This window comes from Nostoc sp. DedQUE04 (assembly GCF_034530995.1).
Taxonomy (GTDB): Bacteria; Cyanobacteriota; Cyanobacteriia; order Cyanobacteriales; family Nostocaceae; genus Nostoc.
The window spans coordinates 187,129-203,052 of the sequence record NZ_JAVRCA010000010.1 but is presented as its reverse complement, the minus strand read 5'-3'; the positions used below and the strand labels follow the sequence as shown (position 1 = coordinate 203,052).

Annotated in this window: 8 protein-coding genes, 1 tRNA gene and 1 pseudogene; 4 read left to right on the top strand and 6 right to left on the bottom strand. The window is 39.4% G+C overall.

What is annotated here, in order from left to right:
- Window positions 1-543: 543 nt before the first annotated feature.
- Window positions 544-5,961, top strand: a complete 5,418-nt coding sequence (locus RM049_RS09905) for an AAA family ATPase (RefSeq protein ID WP_322704052.1) — start codon at window positions 544-546, stop codon at window positions 5,959-5,961.
- Window positions 5,962-6,224: 263 nt separating this feature from the next.
- On the opposite strand, the gene RM049_RS09900 is transcribed toward RM049_RS09905, so the two are convergent.
- From RM049_RS09900 to RM049_RS09880, 5 genes and pseudogenes are all read right to left on the bottom strand, one after another.
- Window positions 6,225-7,238: an alpha/beta hydrolase gene (locus tag RM049_RS09900; RefSeq protein ID WP_322704051.1), complete on the bottom strand. Its 1,014-nt coding sequence runs from the start codon at window positions 7,236-7,238 to the stop codon at window positions 6,225-6,227.
- A 234-nt stretch (window positions 7,239-7,472) separates the two neighbouring features.
- Window positions 7,473-7,811 carry a hypothetical protein gene (locus RM049_RS09895; RefSeq protein WP_322660052.1) on the bottom strand — a complete coding sequence of 113 codons (339 nt, stop codon included), beginning with the start codon at window positions 7,809-7,811 and terminating at the stop codon, window positions 7,473-7,475.
- A gap of 187 nt (window positions 7,812-7,998) precedes the next feature.
- The gene (gene ilvD / locus RM049_RS09890; protein ID WP_322704050.1) at window positions 7,999-9,705 is read right to left on the bottom strand and encodes a dihydroxy-acid dehydratase; all 1,707 of its coding nucleotides are present in this window, start codon (window positions 9,703-9,705) and stop codon (window positions 7,999-8,001) included.
- 226 nt (window positions 9,706-9,931) lie between these two features.
- The gene (locus RM049_RS09885) at window positions 9,932-10,204 is read right to left on the bottom strand and encodes a hypothetical protein (protein ID WP_322704049.1); all 273 of its coding nucleotides are present in this window, start codon (window positions 10,202-10,204) and stop codon (window positions 9,932-9,934) included.
- Between the two features lie 182 nt (window positions 10,205-10,386).
- Window positions 10,387-10,712 (bottom strand): annotated as a pseudogene (locus RM049_RS09880) (IS1 family transposase); the annotation flags it as partial.
- A 67-nt stretch (window positions 10,713-10,779) separates the two neighbouring features.
- Here RM049_RS09880 and RM049_RS09875 point away from each other — a divergent pair.
- The 3 genes from RM049_RS09875 to RM049_RS09865 all read left to right on the top strand — a co-directional run bounded on the left by RM049_RS09875 (window position 10,780) and on the right by RM049_RS09865 (window position 14,052).
- Complete coding sequence (locus tag RM049_RS09875) at window positions 10,780-12,225, top strand: PQQ-dependent sugar dehydrogenase (protein ID WP_322704048.1); 1,446 nt, start codon at window positions 10,780-10,782, stop codon at window positions 12,223-12,225.
- Window positions 12,226-12,574: 349 nt separating this feature from the next.
- Window positions 12,575-12,659, top strand: a tRNA-Ser gene (locus tag RM049_RS09870).
- Window positions 12,660-12,870: 211 nt separating this feature from the next.
- Window positions 12,871-14,052 carry a CapA family protein gene (locus RM049_RS09865; protein ID WP_322704047.1) on the top strand — a complete coding sequence of 394 codons (1,182 nt, stop codon included), beginning with the start codon at window positions 12,871-12,873 and terminating at the stop codon, window positions 14,050-14,052.
- Window positions 14,053-14,272: 220 nt separating this feature from the next.
- Here RM049_RS09865 and RM049_RS09860 read toward each other — a convergent pair whose 3' ends face one another.
- The gene (locus RM049_RS09860; protein ID WP_322704046.1) at window positions 14,273-15,904 is read right to left on the bottom strand and encodes a serine/threonine protein kinase; all 1,632 of its coding nucleotides are present in this window, start codon (window positions 15,902-15,904) and stop codon (window positions 14,273-14,275) included.
- Window positions 15,905-15,924: the final 20 nt, after the last annotated feature.

Sequence of the window (15,924 nt, the reverse complement as noted above, 5' to 3'; positions counted from 1 at the left end):
TTTTTTCTTTTAATCCTTTTATTCAGAATACTCGGAAAGTGACAGAAGAGGGGTAACTAAAAATCCCAGCAGGTACTAGTAGTTTGCTGTTGTTAACTTGGTTCTTTAAAGTTTAAAGGGAAAAGGTGAAAGGTTTTTAATACCATTTTGAAAAATGATTGCGACAGATGGATTCACACCAAGCCAGACGCACCAAGGCAATTCCCAATCCAAAATCTAAAATCCAAAATCTAAAATGGTATAACCTCTTCCCTTTTAATCTTTCCCCAGCCCTTACAAGCATATTTTTGAGTTAAAAAATTCCTACTTTACGCTTTGCAAGTTCCTAATTTACTATTGATAACCTTGACACCTTGTGTGAGATATTCTATCTCTGCATTGGATGCTTTAAAGATAAATTAGCGTGTAATGTACCATACAATTTAAAGTTTATCTTCATAAATAGTCTCGAAAGTAAAGCCATAGTAATCTTTATTAATTAACATTAAATTGCTGTTATTAATTTGGGAATAATCAAGTTATAAATGACTCGGATTTAACGGTATGTTTAGCACTCATGTTAATATTTCTGGATACCAAATCATTGAAGAAATCTACAATGGTTCGAGAACTGTAGTTTACCGAGGGTATCGAGAAAGTGACTCATTACCTGTAGCGATCAAACTGCTGAAAAATCCATATCCATCCTTCAACGAACTGGTGCAGTTTCGCAATCAGTACACCATTGCCAAAAATCTAAACTCATCTTTAATCGTTCAAACCTACAGCCTAGAGGCGTATCAAAATGCCTATGCGTTGGTGATGGAAGATTTTGGTGGCATTTCTCTAAAAGATTATTTTGCTCGCGATCAAACGCGAGATATCAGGTTTTTACAAGAGTTTTTACAAATAGCGATCGCACTGTGTAATACCTTAGAGATACTCTATAGTCAGCGGATCATTCATAAAGATATCAAACCGGGCAATATTTTAATTAATCCTCATTCCAAACAAGTTAAATTAATCGACTTTAGTATTGCCTCTCTATTACCAAGGGAAACGCATACGCTAATCAGCCCCAATGTCTTAGAAGGAACACTAGCTTATATTTCTCCAGAACAAACAGGGAGAATGAATCGGGGAATTGACTACCGGACTGATTTTTATTCCCTTGGTGTAACTTTTTACGAATTACTCACAGGTGAGTTACCTTTTCAATCAAACGATCCAATGGAGTTGGTACATTCCCATATTGCTAAGGTAGCCTCATCAATAGATGTAATTAACTTACAAATTCCGGCGGTAATTTCGGATATCGTCAGTAAATTAATGGCAAAAAATGCTGAAGATCGCTATCAAAGTGTATTAGGATTGAAGCATGATTTAGAAAATTGTTTATCTCAACTGAAAACAACAGGTAAAATTGAAAGTTTCCCAATTGCCCAAAGGGATGTGTGCGACAGATTTATTATCCCTGATAAACTCTATGGACGAGAAGCAGAAGTAGAAACTCTGCTAGAAGCATTTGAAAATGTCAGCCTGGGTGCAACAGAAATAACGCTAGTAGCTGGGTTTTCGGGGATTGGTAAAACTGCCGTTGTTAACGAAGTGCATAAACCTATTGTTCGTCAACACGGTTATTTTATCAAAGGCAAATTTGACCAATTTAATCGGAATATTCCTTTTTCTGCATTTGTCCAAGCTTTTCGTAACTTCATGGAGCAATTGCTAGCAGAAAGTGATACCCAAATAAACAAATGGCAAAATCAAATTATTCAAGCATTAGGTGAAGACGGACAGGTAATTATTGAAGTCATTCCCGAATTAGAAAAAATTATTGGCAAACAACCACCTGCACCAGAATTATCAGGTAACGCAGCACAAAACCGATTTAATTTATTATTTCATAAATTTCTCCAAGTATTTACAACTAAAGAACATCCTTTAGTCATATTCTTAGATGACTTGCAGTGGGTAGATTCAGCTTCATTAAAACTGATGCAATTATTAATGAATGAAGCTAATCAGGGATATTTATTGTTAATTGGTGCTTATAGAGACAATGAAGTATTGAGAGCACATCCATTGATGGTGATGTTGGATGAAATTCGCAAAACAGGTGTCAAGGTAAATAGTCTTAACCTGAAACCGCTCAACCAATTACAATTGAACCAACTTGTAGCCGATACGTTAAATTGTGCAGAAAATGTGGCATTATCTCTTTCACAATTGATTTATCGTAAAGCTCAAGGAAATCCATTTTTTGCAACTCAAATCCTGAAATCATTACATCAAGATCGACTCATTCAATTTAATTCTGTAGAGGGATGTTGGCAATGCGACATTTCTCAAATAAATCAGCAAACTCTAGCAGATAATGTTGTTGATTTTATGGTTTTCCAATTACGAAGATTACCAGAATCAACTCAACAACAATTGAAACTAGCCGCTTGTATTGGGAATCAATTCGATTTAAAAACATTAGCGATTGTTTCTAAACAATCGGAGGTAGAAACCGCAGATTGCTTATGGAAGGCTTTGCAAGAAGGGTTGATTTTGCCGCAAAGTGAGGTTTATAAGTTTTTTGTTGATTCCGAAAATCAAGCAGCTACTCAAGAACATTCTGAGATGGTTGTATATAAATTTTTACACGATCGCGTCCAGCAAGCTGCCTATTCACTTATTCCAGAAGCACAAAAACAGTCAACACACTTGCAAATTGGGCAATTGTTGTTGCAGAACACACCTAAAGAGCAGCAATCAGGAATTTTTGCGATCGTTAACCAATTCAATTACGGACTGGAATTATTAGAGGAAGCTGACGAACGAGAACATTTATCCCGGTTAAATTTGATAGCGGGTTGTAAAGCCAAAAACTCGACAGCTTATGCAACAGCAGTTGGGTATTTAAAAGTGGCAATGCTTCTATTACCGATAAATGCTTGGCAAAGCAGCTACGATTTAGCCCTTGCTGTTTACGAATCTGCGGCTGAGGCAGAATATCTGAATACAAACTTTGAGTCATCAAAATCATTAGTAGAGATTATCCTCAAAAACGCTAAATCTCCATTAGAAAAGGTTCGTACCTATGAGATTCAAATTCAATCTTATACGGCGCAAAATAAATTCATTGAAGCAATAGCCACAGGTAGAGAAGCACTGCAATTACTAGATTTGACGTTACCTGAAGAGGGTAACACTCAAATGATTTTTGACAAACATGACAATTTACAACAAATGTTGGTTCATCAATCGATTGCAGCATTGGCAGATATGCCAGAAATCATTGATCCCCAAAAATTAGTTGCGCTCCGCATATTATCGGGTTTATTTGCTCCAGTTTATATAGCCAAACCGATGTTATTGCCACTCAAAATTTTTACAATGATCGAGATTTGTATCAAGTACGGCAACTCACCACAGGCAGCTGTTGCTTATAGTCTCTATGGCTTATTTTTATGCAGTATTGGTGCAATTGAAGATGGATATCAGTTTGGTAAACTAGCAGTACAACTTTTAGAAAAATTTCAAACAAAAGAACTTAAAAGTAGAGTTTATTTAACATTTAGCCTGTTTATTAAACATTGGAAAGATTCAATTAAATCCACATTAAATCTATTTTTGGAGGGATTGCAAAGTGGGTTAGAAACTGGAAATTTAGAATATGTAGGCTATTGTGCCAATTGCTATTGTCAATTTCTCTTTTGGAGCGGAGAAAATCTAGAAAATGCCGTGCTGGAGGCAGATAAATATTGCGATCTCATGCAGCAAATTAAACAAGAGGTATCTCTGATTTGGGGAAATATCTGGCGGCAGACAGTGCTAAATTTACAAGGAGAAGCGGCTAATCCCTGTTGTTTAATTGGTAAGCATTTTCATGAAGTCGAAATGTTACCAACTTTAATTGAAACAAACAATATTAATGGTATTTGTTATGTCTATCTAGCAAAAACGCTACTGGCTTATCTTTTTGGGGAGTATGAATCGGCTTGGGAATATTCCCAAAAATTTGAGCAGTATGAGCAGGGAGCAGCAGGTTTATTAATTGTTCCTTTGCGGAATTTCTACCAATCTTTGAGTTTGTTAGCTCTTTGTTCTCAGGTAAATGAAGCACAGCAACAGCTTTATCTCCAGAAAGTAGCCGAAAACCAGTCAAAAATGCAAGAATGGGCGGCTCATGCACCCGTAAATTATCAGCACAAGTACAATTTAATTTTAGCTGAACAAGCTCGTGTAACTGGCGATCGCCTACAAGCCGCAGATTATTATGAAATAGCGATCCAAGAAGCGATCGCCAATGGCTATGTTCAAGAAGCCGCGATCGCTAACGAACTTGCTGCCAAATTTTACCTAGAATGGGGTAAAGAAAAAGCCGCAGAAGGATATCTGCAACAAGCATATTACAGTTATGCCCGTTGGGGAGCAAAAGCCAAAACTGATGACTTGGAAAAACGCTATCCCAAATTACTCAAACCCATTTTCCAACAGCAAGAATTCAACTTAAATCCCTTAGAAACCATAGCCAGCATTGCTCGTACATCTACTTCTTACACTACCAGCAGCACTAATATTTCTGATGCTCTAGATTTAACCTGCATTCTCAAAGCAGCTCAAACTATCTCCAGTTGTATCGAATTAGACGCACTTATCAGCAGTCTCACTCGCATTATTTTAGAAAATTCTGGTGCGAAAACATCTGTATTAATTCTTCCTCAAGAGGATACTTGGCAAGTGCGGGCAATTACTTTTATCGATCAACAGTTAAATTCCCAGACTGATGTCAAAACTATTCTTGATTCACAACCAATAGATGTTTGTCAATATATTCCGCGAAAGCTAATAAATTACGTTAAAAATACTCAAGAAACCGTCATTATAGACAATTGTGAAACGAGTATTCCTGGTGTAATTGGAGAATATCTGCTCCTACATCAACCTCAAAGCGTATTATGCACGCCCATTATTAACCAAGGTCATTTGGTGGGGATTCTCTACCTAGAAAATCAATTGAATCAAGGAGTATTTACTAGTAACCGCTTACAGGTGATTAACCTACTTTCTTCTCAAGCAGCAATTGCTTTAGAAAACGCTCGGCTTTATCAGCAAGCTGGGCAAGCTTTACAAGATTTGCAACAAGCTCAATTACAAATCGTCCAAAGTGAAAAGATGTCTGCATTGGGGAACTTAGTTGCTGGCGTCGCTCATGAAATGAATAATCCTCTTGGTTTTATTGCTGCCAGTCTCCAACAAGCTAAACCAACATTTATTGATGTTATCGAACACTTGAAATTATATGAACAAAAGTTTCCTACTCCCGGAGATGAAATTTTAATTCATGCTGAAGAAATCGATTTGGAATATACCTTAGAAGATTTGCTCAAGATGATTGATTCGATGACAATGGCGTGTGACAGGCTCAAGAACATTAGCACCAGTCTGCGTACTTTCTCCCGTGCTGATAGAGATTACAAAGTACCGTTTAACATTCATGAAGGCATTGATAGTACGATTTTAATTCTCAAACATCGCCTGAAAGCCAACGAAGAACGTCCAGCTATTGAAGTAATCAATGAGTACGGAAATTTACCACAAATTGAATGCTTCCCTGGTCAATTAAATCAAGTATTTATGAATATCTTAGCAAATGCAATTGATGCCTTGGATGAATCAAATACAGGTCGGAGTTTTGGAGAAATTCAAGCCAATCCCAATCGAATTAAAATTACTACCTTTCTAATAAATAAACAAATTGAAGTGAGCATTGCTGATAATGGTCAAGGCATGAGTGAATTAGTCCAGCAAAAAGTATTTGACCACTTATTTACTACGAAAGGTGTTGGTAAAGGAACAGGATTAGGGTTAGCGATCGCTCAGTCTATTGTTGTAGAAAAACATGGCGGTTCACTGGTTGTGAATTCTACCCTGGGCGTTGGAACAGAATTTGTAATTACCTTACCGATTCTGGCTCAGGCTCAAAATTAATACCAATTTAAAGAATGCGACAAATAGACCATTTGTAGAGACGCGATTCATCGCGTCTTTAGCCAATCATTAATTAAATTGAAGGTTGAGCCAATACAGTTCATATCAGTCAAAATACTGATATGGAGACGCGATTTTTCGCGTCGTGAAAAACCAATTATCTATACTAATAGCTGTTAACTAAACCTATCGAGACTTGAACTAGATTTTGAAATGGCAAATATTTTTTAACTTCTCCATTTTTTGCAAAATTGGAATACTCATTAGGAATCTGGATTGATACATTTAAGATGCTCACAGCCAAAACCTTGAGTCATCATTGCAGATAGCTGTGGAAAAACTTGTTCGTCAAAGTTGAGTTCTCGCATGATTTGGTCATAAGCTTGCCCCTGCGCTATCCGCTTTGCCATTTCCTGAAACTCTAGCCAAGTTAAATTACTCTCAACAAATGCTTTAGCAAGGATAATTACCAGTTCTTCATAATCATTGTCTTCCAATTTTGTCATCATTCGGTGTTCAATGTGAAGCGAATCATCGAAGCAGTAATACCAGGATTTCGGTTGCTGCTTAATTATTCTTCGGAAAAAATTCTGCTGTTTCGAGCGACTAACAGCACTATCTGCCTCACTACATACCATTAAGATTGGAGCAGAAACACAGCTTTGAGCCTTGCCTAAAACATGATATCCCAATTCTAAAAATATCCGTAAGGCCTTCAGACGAAAACCTTTATAACCAAAATTCCCAGGTGCATCTTTGTTGAACCATTCAAAGTAAATTGGCAGAATTTTGATGAGCTGATCGAATACTAAATAGCGGCTACCTAAAAAAGGCGTAAACAATAAAGTGCGCTCAATCTCTTGAGGATGCTCTAAAGCTAACCAAGCAGCTAAAGTCCCACCTGTTGATAATCCACCAATCACAACTTGTTGACCTAGCGTTTTGGCAATCTGCAACCATTTGATGACAAATTGTTGATAAATATCAATATCTGTTGGCAGGGGTGGAGGATTTTGAGACTTCCAGTCACCTGAGCGGCCATGACCGGGTTGTAAAGGAATCAGAACGTTATATCCCTGGTTAAAGAAAGCTTTACCAAGCGGCTCGAATTGGTAAGGGCCTGCTGTAAAACCATGCAAAAACAAAAAAACTTTTGACGTGAAGTCAGAATGAATCAAAAACTTAGAACGGCAGGCTTCATTTTTAAGACCTAGTGTGGACTCTAATTGGTGAACTTGCTCTAAAATTTCTACTGTATTTTGAATGCCAACTTTCATTTATGTAATTATTATGTTCATATACATATAGTAATCCTACTTGAATCGCGATCGCATCCTGAAAAGGAAATCTTTGTCTGGCAACCCTTTAAGCAGCTTAGTTATTTAAAAATTCAATATAATTATAGATATATGTTACTTTAGGAATTAAGTAGTTACTTCGAGTCTAGCAGAGGACATATTGTTGAGTTGCCCTGTCAGAAGTGAAAAACCTTTTTAAAGTCGGATGAGTATTCACTCCAAACTAATTTTCCACAACCCGTCTAGCGGATTGGACAGTTGGAATTGACTATCATTGCTACCGAGCCAATTATTGTCATACACCAACCCCACACTGAATATTCTATTTAGAGGATATTGTCCTAGTTTTCCAAAACCTTCAATATTCTTTGAGTCAGCGATCGCTTGCTGGTTCAACTGTATAGTTGTTTGGTTGCCGTCATCAAAGTAAATTGTGGCTCGTTTGTTGTGAAAGCGCACCTGAACTTTGTAGACCCCACCAGTTGCATAATAATAAGCTGTAGCAGGTAGCTTTTGACCGTCAATATTTTGTCCTTTAAGCTCAACTGCCATAGCAGGACTGCATAACAACAACAGGATTGGCAAGACTGACCCTAAAACTTTCATTGGTAGTAACAAACACTTTCACTCAACTATTTTCTACTTTAAAACATAAGTAAGTTTCACAGCCAATGCCAGAAAATTGTCTTTCCATACTCTTGTAGAGAGACGCGAGATATCGCGTCTCTAAGCTTACTCCCTACTCATGAAATAAATCCAAGTCTGTGACAGCACCAACACTACTAGAGGAAACTAACTTAGCATATTTTGCTAAGATGCCTTTTGTATAACGGGGTGGACGGGGTTGCCATTTGGCGCGGCGACTGGCTAATTCTGCATCAGAAATGTTGATTTGTAACAAGCGAGAATTAGCATCGATAGTGATGCTATCACCTTCTTCGACCAGAGCGATCGCACCACCAACGGCAGCTTCGGGAGCAACGTGTCCGACTACCATCCCGTAAGTACCACCTGAAAAGCGTCCATCAGTAATTAACGCCACTGCATCGCCTAAACCCGCACCAATAATTGCTGAGGTGGGTGCTAACATTTCCCGCATCCCAGGGCCACCAATAGGGCCTTCGTAGCGGACGATAATTACATCACCGGCTTTAATCTTACTTGCAAGGATGGCATCTAAGCATTCTTCCTCGGAATCAAAAACTCTTGCAGAACCGGTAATGCTGGGATTTTTCACCCCGGTAATTTTTGCTACTGCTCCCTCTGTAGCGAGATTTCCTTTCAGGATGGCTAAGTGACCTTGAGCATACATCGGGTTATTCCAAGAACGAATTACATCTTGATTGCTTGGTGGTTCATCGGGGACATCTGCTAAAATTTCGGCGATGGTTTTACCTGTGATGGTGATACAGTCGCCGTGAAGTAATCCATGTACCAATAGCATTTTCATCACTTGGGGAATACCACCAGCTTGATGTAAGTCTGTGGCGACATATCTACCACTGGGTTTTAAATCGCATAAAACCGGGACACGATCGCGGATAGTTTCAAAATCATCTAGATTAAGTTCTACACCAGCCGCATGAGCGATCGCCAGAAAATGTAACACGGCGTTAGTTGAACCACCCACAGCCATAATTACAGAAATAGCATTTTCTATAGATTTGCGCGTGATAATGTGCCGGGGTAACAATTGATTGCGAATTGCTTCTACTAATACCTTGGCTGATTCTTCAGTGCTGTCGGCTTTTTCGTCATCTTCTGCCGCCATTGTGGAAGAATAGGGTAAACTCATACCCATCGCTTCAAAGGCCGAGGACATAGTATTGGCTGTGAACATCCCACCGCAAGAACCAGCACCAAAACAAGCGCGGCGTTCTACTTCCATCAGTTCGGTGTCGTCAATTTTACCAGCACTGTATTCACCCACAGCTTCAAAGGAACTCACAAGAGTCAAGTCGCGACCGTTGTAGTGTTTTGGTTTAATTGTCCCACCGTAAACAAAGATAGCCGGGATATTCATCCGTGCCATTGCAATCATTGCCCCTGGCATATTTTTATCACAGCCACCGATGGCAATAACGCCATCCATACTTTGACCATTACAAACGGTTTCAATGGAGTCAGCAATTACTTCTCGTGACACAAGGGAATATTTCATTCCCTCAGTTCCCATCGAAATTCCATCACTAATAGTAATTGTGCCGAATATTTGCGGCATTGCCCCGGCTAGTTTAATTCCAGCTTCAGCTCTGAGTGCTAGTTGATTAATTCCCATATTACAGGGAGTAATGGTGCTGTAGGCATTAGCCACACCGACAATTGCTTTCTTAAAGTCTTCGTCTTGAAAACCTACTGCACGCAGCATAGCGCGATTTGGCGATCGCTGTACTCCTTGTGTAACAGCTTTACTTCTTAAATTCTCTGACGTTGTTTTTTCACTCATTGCTCAGGCCTCAATCAAATCTCTGTACGAGTATGATATGTAGCCTTTTTTGAGATGTCCAATATATATTTATTTAAAATTGATACGTATAAAGTATCAAAAATCTGAGACTACGAAATCTGCGCTACTTTATTGCTGTAGCTGAGAAATTACATTTCAGCAGAACTTACACAAACGTATAATTTTATTCAGCCATGAATCGAATGGCTCTCTGCATTCATATTACTCACCCACAGAAATTATCAACCCTCAACTCGCGCCACACATCAGACGGTTGCCAGCCAGAGTTACCAACAGAGCGTAAAGGGCGATAGTGTTCCCAGATGTAGTCTGATTCGGATGCTTCAATGTACACAGGTGGATTTGGTTCAACCACCGATTCAGGAATATCTTGACTCTCAGGCATCTCAATGGGTTCAGTCGATGGTGGAGTTACTTCTGTTATCTTGCGAATTGGGTTAGAACTTTTTTTGATGAGTCGTTGCATATTCATAGTCATTATTTGGCTTTCCACAAGGTAGGATATCCCAGAATACAGTAAGTTATCAGACAATCCGAAATATTTTGTTGGAAAGTTTTTCCAGGTGCGGATTGCTTTTCGCTTTTAAAAGATGGGAGCGTAGTATGATTGCACTGATAGGCGTTACATAAATGCAGGATGAATTAGCTAAATATGGGTATTTATCTATACTTCAAAAAGCTAAGTAACATTTGAATTGAATATTTAAGCATATCTACTAATTTGGAATAACATAACTTTTTTCGATAGCGAAGCAGTAGTGACATTAGGAGTGTCTGTAGGTGTATAAGATAATGACGTAAACGTGTATTTTCACATTCTACTGTGGTCATATATGTTTTACTGACGATACGATCTTCTAGGTTAATAAGACTGAGGTAAACTTTCCATCCATCACATAAAAATAGCACTGCCAACTACAAAAAATGTCCCATAAAGGTTTAAATGTTTCAGCACTATGGTTTTCTAAAAGCCAAGCTAAAATTCCAAAAGCTTTCTACTCATAAAGAGGGATGTCGCAACAAAATTAACTAACCGTTTTATCAAAAAAAATCATGAATAACCTTAAATCATTTAATCCATTTAAACGCAGATTTTTCAATCAGATTGCTGTTCAAACGCTGTTATTTACAATAACACTATTATTTACAATAGTTTTATTAACTCATAGCACTATTGGAGTAAATGCTGTCCCTCAAAGCCTGCGTCCTGATATCAAGATTCGCAATATTATTAATACATTATCAGTCTCACCTTCTGTGCGGATTGTAAAAGATCCACGAAACAATACTCTTTATTACCTCAAACGGAATGGTGAGATTTATCAAGTCAATTTAGCCTCCTCTACTAAAACCCTTGTTTACAACTCTAGTAATCATAATTTAAGTGAAACTCAAGGTATGGCCATTGGCCCTAACGGCACAATTTATTTAGTTGGCAATGCAGACCTTGTGAATAACCAAACTCAAGCAATTATTGTTAAAGGTGTAATTAATTCGAGTACAAAACAGCGTATCTGGTCTATCTTAGCTAAGAGTGAAGCCTATCCCAAAAGCAAAACAGCTTATGACCATCGGTTCAACGGCGTAGTTGTTAGCCTGGATGGTAACTTTATCTATGTGAATAGCGGTTCTCGTACCGATCATGGTGAGGTTCAGTCTGTTGATGGCCTATATCCCAATACTCGCGAAGTCGGATTAACTGCCTGTATACTCCGTCTTCCTAGTAATGCTAACAATCTCTTTCTGGCAAACAATCGAGCAACTTTAAAGACAGCTGGCTATATTTTTGCAGAAGGAATACGTAATACTTTCGATATGGCTTTTGCACCCAATGGGGATTTATTTGGCACAGAAAATGGCCCAGATCGCGATATGTCAGAAGAATTAAATTGGCTACGTTTAGGTGGTAATTACGGCTTTCCTTGGCGTATTGGTGGGACAGATAATCCACAACAATTTCCCAATTATAATCCTGCCACTGACCGATTGTTAAGCCCTCAATTTAACGCCATCCAAAAGGGCTACTATCGTAACGATCCCACCTTTCCTATTCGGCCTACTGGAAATTTGATTGAACCAATTACTAATCTTGGCCCGGACGCTGATAATTACCGCGATCCTGTAGATGGAAAAATCAAAGATGCCAGTGTTCTTGGGCAAAGTTTTAGCACTTTTACAACACACCGTTCTCCTTTAGGCTTAGTTTTTGATACGCAAGGAGTAATGAGTCCAGAATTCAAGAGAGATGGATTTATGTTGAGTTGGACAGCAGGCGATCCCACTGGCGAAACATTAACAGGCCCTTTTAAAGATGCCAGCCAAGACCTACTGCATTTAAATTTAACTAAAGTAGGAAATACCAACTATAAACTTAACGCTACACGCCTTGTCAAAGGTTTTAGTAATCCCATTGATGCTGAGATTATTAGCAATAAGATTTATGTTCTAGAATATGGCGGAAATCAAGGAATTTGGGAAGTCTCTATGCCTACCAAGTAAAGTAAATTGGGTATTTCTGCATTACTTAATCGAAATTAGGCACCCAAGCTATCTTGATTGAAATAAGCTTGTACTCTTGTGTAACGCTTTCTTGCACCCCTCGTCCTGGTATAAGAAACGTTTTTTCACAGCTTTATATAAATTTCTGCGTCTCATTGACTCGTCAAGTAATTTCACCAACCGTCATGATGGAAAATGTTGTAGGCTTTAGTAGTATTGGCATTCCTAGAGAATTGCATTACGCAAAAAAAGCGATAATGCTATAGTAGTATAGGGAATCCAGCAAGATTTCCCTAAATTTACAGCATTTGAATGTAGAATAGATACTCAAATGTCTGAATAAATAGTTGGAGAGGTGTCCGAGCGGTTCATGGTGACGCACTCGAAATGCGTTTTGGGGAAACCCAACGGGGGTTCGAATCCCCCCCTCTCCGTTCAAAAGATTACTGAAAATTTACTACAATGTGGCTGAAATTTGCCTACCTTTAGCAAGGGTCTTGAACAACTTGTCTGTTTATTTGCAAGTTAGATAGAATTATCGCTCAATATTTACGCAGTCAAATTTTTGCCAAAAACACTACAATATACACCGCTAATAACACATATTTTTGGGATAAACTAATGCCATCGTGTGAGGAGTGAACGATGGTAGATCGCAGCTTGAGGCGAGTATTCTCATTTAGTCTGATCGGTATTTCTTTATATCTGGGTATTAGTATAGGAGTCATTATCCGGCTTGGTCAATCACAGCGATTAAACGCTGCTACTATGCCGACTAAGACTATGCAGTTTCCATTAGCTATTCCTGAACTTACCCCATCAAAAATACAACAACAAACCTTTCCAAATACTATTACTATCAAAGCCGTTGGAGATATTATTCCCGGCACTAATTTCCCTAACTATAGATTACCTCGCTTTCGAGATCAATTATTACCAAAGTCAGTGAGAACTCACTTGCAAGGATCTGATATCTTGTTTGGAAATTTTGAAAGTAGTCTAACTAATTATCCCTATACTGCCAAAGATATTAGTCGAGGACAAGTCTTTGCCTTTCGCTCTCCACCTGCATACGCCCAACTTTTTGCTGAGGCTGGTTTTAATGTGTTCAATGTGGCAAATAACCATGCAATGGACTTTGGCCCGGTAGGATTCAAAGATACAATGAAAAATCTTCAGGCTGTGGGCATTGCAACATTAGGTCATAAAAATCAAATTCTTTATTTAGAAGCTAACAATATCCCTCTGGCAATGATCGGATTTTCTCCTTATGAAATGTATAATTCCATCCATAATTTAGCAGTAGCTAAAGCACTCGTGGCAGAAGCCAAAAATAAAGCCAATATTGTAGTAGTATCGATGCACGCTGGAGCGGAAGGAACGGGGGCACTACACGTTAAGAATCAAACAGAGTTTTTTTATGGAGAAAATCGAGGTAATGCGATCGCCTTTGCTCGAAACATGATTGATGCCGGAGCAGACTTAGTACTAGGACATGGCCCTCACGTTCCCAGAGCGATGGAAATTTATCAGGGAAAAATCATTGCCTATTCTTTAGGAAACTTTTTGGGATATCGGACTTTATCTACAAATGCCCAAACAGGTGACTCCATGATTTTAGAAGTCAAACTCAATTCAGTAGGAAATTTGGTATCAAGTAAAATTATTCCCGTTCGGATGGATCGGCAGGGAATTCCTCATATCGATCGGAGTTTTCAAACTGTAAAACTTATGCGTTATTTGAATAATCAAGCTTTTCCCAAGAATCCGGTGAAGATTAATAAGAAGGGGGAAGTTGTTGTAAAGAATAAACTTAACCCTTCCTAAAATAATTCGTAATTCGTAATTCGTAATTCGTAATTCGTAATTTGTAATTAGTTAATAGGAGTCAGCGCAATACTGCTCGGTTAAAGGGAAAAGGATTGGAAGGCTTGATATATAAGGTTTTTACCCTTTAACATGAGTCCCTTTCCCTAAAACCCGACAAGTACTGGGAGCCAGGGTGGTTGTGAACTTACCACGCTGCTTTACCAGAATCCAAAATTGACTAGTTATTGTCATCTTGTGGCTTTTCCTCGAACTTCTGAATATTCTGGGGTTGGCTATTAGTCGGTGAATTTTGCTTTTCTAGTGTTGGTACTACCACAGCAGAAGGATCTGATTGTTTGGATTCTGTTGGTGCTGCTGGTGGTATAAGTAGAGGTTTTGATGGACTTACGGGTTGAGGGGAGGCAGGTTTTTGACTAGAAGCGGGTAAGTTATTTTGTGGAAATGGCAATGGTGCGGGGGAGGGGGAAGCTTTTCGAGATGAGCGGATTGCCCGTAGTTTCTCCACTAAAGAGGGTGTGGGGGAAACGCTAGGTGAAGGTGTGGATTGTTCGGAATCACCGCGTTGCGATTCTCTTGCAGGACTGCTGGTAGATTCTTCTTGGGAAGAACGACGATTGCGGCGACGCTGTTTGGAATTAGAGACGGGTGCTTTTTCGCTTCTTGAAGTGGTGTTAGTCTCTTCACTTCTGGGTGAAGATGTACTATCAACATTAGGTGCTTTCGCACCTGATTCTTGAGTTGGCTTTTCAACAAGTGGCTTGGCAGTCGGTTGCTGCTGAGATTTGGGTAATAAACTCGCGATCCCAAAACCTGCTGTAGCAGCAACTAAGGCTACACCCATACCAATAAATACTTTAGATGATCCCAGCTTTTTAGCCAGTAGAGTTCCTTTAGGCATACCTGGGTTGGGTTGCGCCAGCACAGATGGTCTATGAATAGAATTTTGGGCTGTTTTCCCAATTAAAGTTGCTGCTTGCTGCGCAGATAAATTGACAGTTGGCACTGCGTAAGTGGGTAAAACTTGCGGTGTTCCATTCACCCCATTTCCAGGTAGCAATTGCAGCCACTCAGCAACTGTCGCTGGCCGAAAACGAGACTCTACCGCCATACCGCGCATTACCGCTTGGTTGACAGCAGCACTCAAATGTGGTTGCAGTTCGCGGGGGGAAGGCATTTGTTCGCGATCGCGCAATAATGCTGGCATGGGAACTTGGGCTGTCAACAGTGCATACAAAGTCGCTGCTAAACCATAAACATCCGTAGCGGGTGTGCGCGCCGCTTGCGTCATATACTGCTCAATCGGAGAATAACCTTCAGAAACTAAACCTGTGTGAGTCTGTCTGACACCGCCATTAAATTCCCTGGCAATGCCAAAATCAATTAGTATTACTTCCTGCGTTCCTTGACGAAGAATAATATTATCTGGTTTGACATCACGGTGTAACAAGCCGTTGTTGTGTACTACCTGCAACGCTGCCCCAATTTGCCGGATGTAATGAATTGCTGTGGCTTCAGGCAAAGTTATTCCTGGTAATACAAATGCGTCTCCCAAGGTTTCACCAGGAATGTATTCCATCACCATGTAAGGCAGTCCAGCTTCCACAAAAAAGTCACTAACTCGGACTATATTTGGGTGGATACACGTAGCTAATCGTCTGGCTTCATCTTGGAATTGGCGCTCGAATTTGGCAAAATCAGGATGTTGTCGCAGCCGTTCATTGATGGTTTTCATCACCACCTCCTGACCCAAGTAGTGATGCGTAGCTTTAAAGGTAATGCCAAAGCCACCTCGCCCTATTTCTTGAATTAGGGTATATTTTCCATCCTGCAAAATTGTGCCTGCTAACATAAAGAGTCCTGAGTCCTGAG